At 34.7% G+C, this 6,153-nt stretch carries 5 protein-coding genes, 9 tRNA genes and 1 pseudogene; 3 read left to right on the forward strand and 12 right to left on the reverse strand.

Annotated elements, in window-relative coordinates:
- The first annotated feature begins 510 nt into the window (after window positions 1–510).
- Window positions 511–1,653, forward strand: a complete 1,143-nt coding sequence (locus tag SSIN_RS07590; protein ID WP_244880084.1) for an MFS transporter — start codon at window positions 511–513, stop codon at window positions 1,651–1,653.
- A 292-nt stretch (window positions 1,654–1,945) separates the two neighbouring features.
- Here the strand turns inward: SSIN_RS07590 and SSIN_RS07595 are convergent, their stop codons facing one another.
- The 3 genes from SSIN_RS07595 to SSIN_RS07605 all read right to left on the reverse strand — a co-directional run bounded on the left by SSIN_RS07595 (window position 1,946) and on the right by SSIN_RS07605 (window position 3,629).
- Window positions 1,946–2,116: a histidine kinase gene (locus SSIN_RS07595; RefSeq protein ID WP_209325468.1), complete on the reverse strand. Its 171-nt coding sequence runs from the start codon at window positions 2,114–2,116 to the stop codon at window positions 1,946–1,948.
- Between the two features lie 254 nt (window positions 2,117–2,370).
- A complete protein-coding gene (locus tag SSIN_RS07600) occupies window positions 2,371–2,988 on the reverse strand; it encodes a tetratricopeptide repeat protein (protein ID WP_037617578.1) in 618 nt (205 codons plus the stop codon).
- Between the two features lie 194 nt (window positions 2,989–3,182).
- The gene (locus SSIN_RS07605) at window positions 3,183–3,629 is read right to left on the reverse strand and encodes a helix-turn-helix transcriptional regulator (RefSeq protein ID WP_037617580.1); all 447 of its coding nucleotides are present in this window, start codon (window positions 3,627–3,629) and stop codon (window positions 3,183–3,185) included.
- A 319-nt stretch (window positions 3,630–3,948) separates the two neighbouring features.
- Here SSIN_RS07605 and SSIN_RS07610 point away from each other — a divergent pair, with 319 nt between their 5' ends.
- Window positions 3,949–4,422 (forward strand): hypothetical protein, encoded by a 474-nt coding sequence (locus SSIN_RS07610; protein ID WP_037617582.1) that lies wholly within the window; start codon window positions 3,949–3,951, stop codon window positions 4,420–4,422.
- A 40-nt stretch (window positions 4,423–4,462) separates the two neighbouring features.
- Window positions 4,463–5,203: pseudogene (locus SSIN_RS07615) on the forward strand (replication initiation factor domain-containing protein); the annotation flags it as partial.
- 102 nt (window positions 5,204–5,305) lie between these two features.
- Here the strand turns inward: SSIN_RS07615 and SSIN_RS07620 are convergent.
- From SSIN_RS07620 to SSIN_RS07660, 9 genes are all read right to left on the reverse strand, one after another.
- Window positions 5,306–5,389, reverse strand: a tRNA-Leu gene (locus tag SSIN_RS07620).
- A 7-nt stretch (window positions 5,390–5,396) separates the two neighbouring features.
- A tRNA-Gln gene (locus SSIN_RS07625) sits at window positions 5,397–5,468 on the reverse strand.
- A 16-nt stretch (window positions 5,469–5,484) separates the two neighbouring features.
- Window positions 5,485–5,557 (reverse strand) — tRNA-His (locus SSIN_RS07630).
- 13 nt (window positions 5,558–5,570) lie between these two features.
- A tRNA-Trp gene (locus SSIN_RS07635) sits at window positions 5,571–5,641 on the reverse strand.
- Between the two features lie 6 nt (window positions 5,642–5,647).
- Window positions 5,648–5,728, reverse strand: a tRNA-Tyr gene (locus tag SSIN_RS07640).
- Window positions 5,729–5,744: 16 nt separating this feature from the next.
- Window positions 5,745–5,817: transfer RNA gene (locus tag SSIN_RS07645), tRNA-Phe, on the reverse strand.
- Between the two features lie 4 nt (window positions 5,818–5,821).
- A tRNA-Met gene (locus SSIN_RS07650) sits at window positions 5,822–5,895 on the reverse strand.
- A gap of 13 nt (window positions 5,896–5,908) precedes the next feature.
- Window positions 5,909–5,998 (reverse strand) — tRNA-Ser (locus SSIN_RS07655).
- A 7-nt stretch (window positions 5,999–6,005) separates the two neighbouring features.
- Window positions 6,006–6,077, reverse strand: a tRNA-Glu gene (locus tag SSIN_RS07660).
- Window positions 6,078–6,153 lie beyond the last annotated feature (76 nt).

Below are 6,153 nucleotides of genomic sequence, written 5' to 3' on the forward strand. Positions count from 1 at the left end.
TACCAGAAAACTAGTTTTGTTCGCTTTTTATATTTGAGGTCGGACTTTTGTCCCAGACTCTTTCAACTATACCGGCGGCCGGGGTCGAACCGGCACGTCCTTGCGGACACTGGATTTTGAGTTCCATTCTTGCATTTTTTAAGTAGTAGGGTATTGATTTAATAGACTTTTGGAACTTTTGGTTTTCACAAAAAGGGGACTTTTTTCAGAATTTAGTACCTTTTTAGTAACTCATCTTTCTCTCTTAAATAACTACTTCCATAAGCAGTGAGTCGATAGTCTTATTTCTTAGTTATTAAATAATACAACCACTAATCTTAAAAAATTTACTTTCTTTCTACATTTTTTAATATACTTTTATTAGTATAATTGATAAAATCTTAATTAACCAAAATTATGGTTTATCTAATAATCTGATTACCTTTCAGGTTCATTGAATGGGATTAGATAACCGAATCAATGTTGAAACGAATGGAGGGGGTTAATATTAAAAATTTAATAAGTGATCAAATGTCTAATAGACAAATCGTTAAAGACTTTATCAGTAGTTTTATTAGCTCCTTAAGTGGAAAAGCTTTTAATTTTGCTTTAGGATTAATGTTACTGGACCAAACAAAATCGGCAATGAGTTTTGGAATTAATATGATCATCTATCCTTTAGTCAGTTTGATTTTCTTGCTTCCAATCGGTAATTTAGTAGACCGATACCGTCATAAAAAGATCTTAATTTATAATTTCGTCTTTAGGCTTATAATTTTTCTTCTGTTTTATGCTTTTTATTTTATAACGAATTCATCTACTATCTTATATCTAGTAATCCCGTTTGTCATACTCCACTCTATTACAGTTAACATAAATGATACTTGTTACTCAGCTTCTATCCACGAGTTAGTAAATGATACAAAAATTCAACGTCTAAGCTCTGTCACACAAACCGCCATCGCTATCGCAACCATGCTTTCCCCAGCTATTGGAGTCATTTTTTATAATTGGTTAGGCTTCTCAGGCTTTATTCTCATAGAAATCATTGCAAATCTCCTTTCTTTAGGGGTCTTACTTACCATGAAATTCTTCTATGAACACGTAGGGCAGGAAGCTGAGGTCAAACAGAATGAAAACAATCAACACGGGGTTAAAGAAATTATCCGATTTTTAAAAGAAAATCAGATTGTAAAATATATTATTCTTATTAGTGTTGTACTGAATTTTTTCTATACTTCCATTAGCATTGGAGTGCCATTTGTAGTCAAAGAGCAACTCCTATTAGATAATGCAACAGTAGGTATCCTAGAAACAATGTCTGCAGTTGGAATGTTATTAGCCAGTGTGTCTATGTCGCTACTGCCAGACAAAAAAGAAACCAACACACTTCTCACCAATAGAATTCGTATTCCACTTTTCCTTCTAACTATCGCTATCATTGGTTTGGGTATTACATTTGCAACTAGTAACACCCAAGTGATTATTTCTTCCGTTGGCGGTTTATTTATGGGAATTATCGCATTTACTCTTGTTATTCTAAATATTGTCGTCATGACTTATCTTCAAAGTAGCATTGAAACAAATTATTTAGGAAGAGTGATGAGCACTTTATTCACACTAAATACGTCTATTATGCCGATAGGTACCATTGTATTTACTTATCTATTTTAAAAAGATATAAACGGAGGTCTGATATTCATATTTGGAGGGACTTCTCTTCTGATCTATACCATGATAATGTTACCTCAAATATATAGAATACTGCAAAAAGAACACACTTATTGAAATTGAATCAAAATCAATACTAAAACGAAAAAGACAAGGATAAAAAACCTTGTCTTTTTTTAAATACTAACAACTTAGACTAACAATGGGACTTTTTTCATAATTTAATACCTTTTTAGTAACCTGTTAAAGATACGGATGTATAGTCCAGATAAAGACAATTCAAATTAGATTACGTCTATCTATTTATTTTATCTTTTATTTGCTTTAAGTCTTTTATCTCTTTTAGAATACTAAAAATATATAAACTAAATAGAACTACACCTAAAAAAGATAAAACAAAGAAAACAAACGTAAGTTTTTCTCCCATACCAGCTACTACTCCAAGGGAAAAAATACCGATAGCCATTATGGAAATTATGAGGATAAACCACAAGTAAATCATGTAAAACTTATAAAGATAGCAAAAGGACTTATTTTTTTGTTTAGGCTTATCCTTCCAATTTAAATAAAAGAAATAAGGCATATAAATAATTAAACTAAATAGAAATTCCATCTCTATCACAACCTCTCATCTTATTCCCCTTAATCAAATACATAATTTATAGCATATTAAAACTTTTTATTTAGGCAAACTAATAACAAAAACTAAATGTAAAATCATTAGTTAATCAATTCCTCAATTTCCTTTATCCCTTCAAACTCTCCAACACTTTCGAAAAGTTCTATAGCTCGTTTGAAATGTCTGTTGGATAACTCCGTATCTCCCAAGGCTAAATTGATTTCACCTAACCCTCTATAGCTACAAGCTTGAGAAATCACGTCATCAGTCTCTAAAGATTGTTCCAATGACAGATTCATGAATGTAAGAGCTTCATGAAGGTTGTTTAATTTAAATCTCACATAGCCTTGTTCGTAGTTATTCACAGCTTTCTTTAGATTATCATTTGGAAAATGCTCTTCAACTATCTTCTTTTCATCTTCAATGAGTTTTAAAGCCTTATGAAAATCCCCCTGATCTCTGTAGATCATAGCTAATTGATGTAATCCAATGTGTTCATTTTCTTTATCTTCTTTTTGTTGAGCTAATAAAATGTATTTCTCAAAGATATGGGTACACGAGGCATAGTCTTTTTCTGCCAATAATAAATACCCCATCAGATTTAAAAGGCTAAAATCTGTACAGGTATCAATTGAAAAATCTTGTTCAACCAACTTTTTAGCTTCTGATGTTTTTCCCGTCAGAAACAAGTCCCAAGCTGTATCAAGTTTAGAGACCATCTATTTTCCCCTTTCAACTATAAACAACCTTCATAAAATAAAATTACTCAACAAGAATATACTAATCTTTATCTATTGAAACTTAATCAAATAAACCATCAATCTGCATTAAAATAATCATAAACCTCTTTATATGGAATTCCGTCAATATTTTAGACACATTTTGGGAGGGAATTTTGAAGACTAGCGTCCTCCTATTTTTCCCAATAAGTTTTAACTTCTTCAAAAATATTATTCAAAAGTTCTGCATCTTTTTCTGACAACTGATTTTTTTCTATAACTCTATCTTTTAGTTCTGTTGCCTTTATTTTATTTCTTGCCACCGAAACTGCTATTGAATGTTTCAAAATATCAAATTCATCCTTTGAAAAATTTGCAATATTGGTAAGATCTAATTGTTCTAGAGGTAAACTACTGATAATTGAATAAGGTTTTTGTCCCAGCAAATAATCTGTAGTAGTCCCAAAGATATTTGCTAATTTCACAACGAATTCTAATCTTGGTTCTAACGTTCCATTCTCCCATCGAGAATATGTCCCTTGTTGAACTCCAATTAATTCCGATATTTGTACTTGAGTTAACTTTTTTGATTTTCTGAGAGTTTTTAACCTCTCTGAAAATTTATAATCCTCTGTATACATAATTCTCCTATAGATATTCTTATTCGTATATTTTAGCTTGACAAAATATTCTAAACGGTATAAAATAGAATTATTCCATAAGGAATATTTATTTTGAAATTAAATATTCCATTGAGAATATTATAGCATAAAAGGAGGTAAAAGCGTATGTAACTAGTAGTCGATTTAAAAAATTTTAATAAAGGAGGTAAGATTCGACAAAATAAAAAATCTTGAAACAAATGTGCCGTTCGTTCCAAGATCAAAACATATTATGTAACAATTATACCACAGAAAACTCTTCAGTTGCACAAGAAAATTTCGGAGGTTTCACAAAAAGATGACCAATAAAGAGTTAGTCAATCAAATTTCTGGCCTAAACTCTACCTCTACTCTTAAAAATTGGATTCAACTGATTAAAGAGATAAGTGGCAAGGAATTTAAGAAAATTAAAGTTCCTATCAGTAGAAATCCCAGAACTCATCAATTAAGTTATACAGTTGCCTATGATTTTACAGACGAAGACCTTAGACAATTTCAAAAGTTAGCTAAACTAAAACTTGAAATAGGTTTAAAAGGGGCTATACAAGCCGTATTTGGGAGTCTAGCAGATAATGAGCAAGAATCCCTAAACCAAGTAATAGATGAGCTCTACGATGAACTGAGTGCCTTAAAACAGGAATTTAAGCGAGAAATGCGACTGATAAAAATTGAAAATACTAACCTAAAAAAGAAAATCCAAGATATTGAAGAGTCGATGCAAACCGGCTTACTAGGGTTTGTTAACAAGAGGTCAAAAAATAGGTTCGGCTAATAGCGAGTTTTCGGCTGAGCCATGAGGCAGAAAGCCGAAAATGAGCGTAGATGCGGACGGACCATTTTTGATCGATAGGGTGTGTAGTAACACCACCCTCTGCAAGTCAGGTGTACCATCGAAAGAATTCAGTATTACCAAGGGTTTTAGAGATTTCAAGGGTGGCAAAATTAGGCAAAAAGTTGAACCAAAATCTATGGCAAAAAATGAGCATTTACGTTCTGTATTTGACTGGATTCAAATTCAGTTTGATAAGACTGAATTTTCGCCAAAAGAAATAATCGAAGATATCCTATTTCTTGACTTTGACCTATTTATTGAGAATAAGGGGAGCCTTAAATACTATAACTATGATAGCCAGCTTCATTATGGGAATATCCGTATCTACTATGGATTGAAAGAGTCGTCCTACATGCTTGTCATGTCAGGACAGGCACTTGAATTCTATAGAGATATGGTATTAGATCCAAATAGTCTATCCGAAAGACAGTTTCTGGACAACCTCTACTATAATTACAATCGTTTTTCAATCAGACGAATTGATATTGCAATAGATGATTTTAATGAAATACCCTATTTCACTCCTAATCAACTTCTAAAGATTTGTCAGAAGAAACGCTTTATATATGGAAAAAGCACCTACTACAATACCTACGGAGATGAAACAATCGGCCAGACCTTATATTTAAGAAAACCCAATGATAATGAAAGACTTAGAATTTACGATAAGCGCTTAGAACGAGCTGAGAAGCTCGGTATCAGCAAGCGGTATATAGAAAATTAGATGATTTGTTATAGAATTAGTAATTTTTAGTAACTCAGCATCAAAAATTCAACGAATAAAAGAAAAAGACAAGGTCCGAAAACCTTGTCTTTAATACTATACCGGCGGCCGGGGTCGAACCGGCACGTCCTTGCGGACACTGGATTTTGAGTCCAGCGCGTCTGCCAATTCCGCCACGCCGGCAAAGTAACTGGGGTAGCTGGATTCGAACCAACGCATGAGGGAGTCAAAGTCCCTTGCCTTACCGCTTGGCGATACCCCAATAATCAAAAGAAATAGGCGAGTGATGGGGATCGAACCCACGCATGCCAGAGCCACAATCTGGTGTGTTAACCACTTCACCACACCCGCCATATTCCAAAAACACGGGCAGTAGGAATTGAACCCACACTGAAGGTTTTGGAGACCTTAGTTCTACCTTTAAACTATGCCCGTAAAGGATGGAAGGGGAGGGATTCGAACCCCCGAACCCGAAGGAGCGGATTTACAGTCCGCCGCGTTTAGCCTCTTCGCTACCCTTCCTAAATTATCAATAAAATGGCGCGAGACGGAATCGAACCGCCGACACATGGAGCTTCAATCCATTGCTCTACCAACTGAGCTACCGAGCCAAAATTGCGGGAGCAGGATTTGAACCTACGACCTTCGGGTTATGAGCCCGACGAGCTACCTAGCTGCTCCATCCCGCGATATTCTTATCTAAGGAGGATGTGGGATTCGAACCCACGCACGCTTTTACACGCCTGACGGTTTTCAAGACCGTTCCCTTCAGCCGGACTTGGGTAATCCTCCAAATATATAGTCCGTACGGGATTCGAACCCGTGTTACCGCCGTGAAAAGGCGGTGTCTTAACCCCTTGACCAACGGACCATAATATTATTCAAATGGGCACGAGTGGACTCGAACCACCGACCTCACGCTTATCAGGCGTGCGCTCTAACCACCT

The organism is Streptococcus sinensis (genome assembly GCF_000767835.1).
Classification (GTDB): Bacteria; Bacillota; Bacilli; order Lactobacillales; family Streptococcaceae; genus Streptococcus; species Streptococcus sinensis.

Coding starts and splice junctions, on each gene's coding strand:
- SSIN_RS07590 (WP_244880084.1), top strand. CDS start 511: ATGTCTAATAGACAAATCGTTAAAGACTTTATCAGTAGTTTTATTAGC.
- SSIN_RS07595 (WP_209325468.1), bottom strand. CDS start 2,116: ATGGCTATCGGTATTTTTTCCCTTGGAGTAGTAGCTGGTATGGGAGAA.
- SSIN_RS07600 (WP_037617578.1), bottom strand. CDS start 2,988: ATGGTCTCTAAACTTGATACAGCTTGGGACTTGTTTCTGACGGGAAAA.
- SSIN_RS07605 (WP_037617580.1), bottom strand. CDS start 3,629: ATGTATACAGAGGATTATAAATTTTCAGAGAGGTTAAAAACTCTCAGA.
- SSIN_RS07610 (WP_037617582.1), top strand. CDS start 3,949: ATGACCAATAAAGAGTTAGTCAATCAAATTTCTGGCCTAAACTCTACC.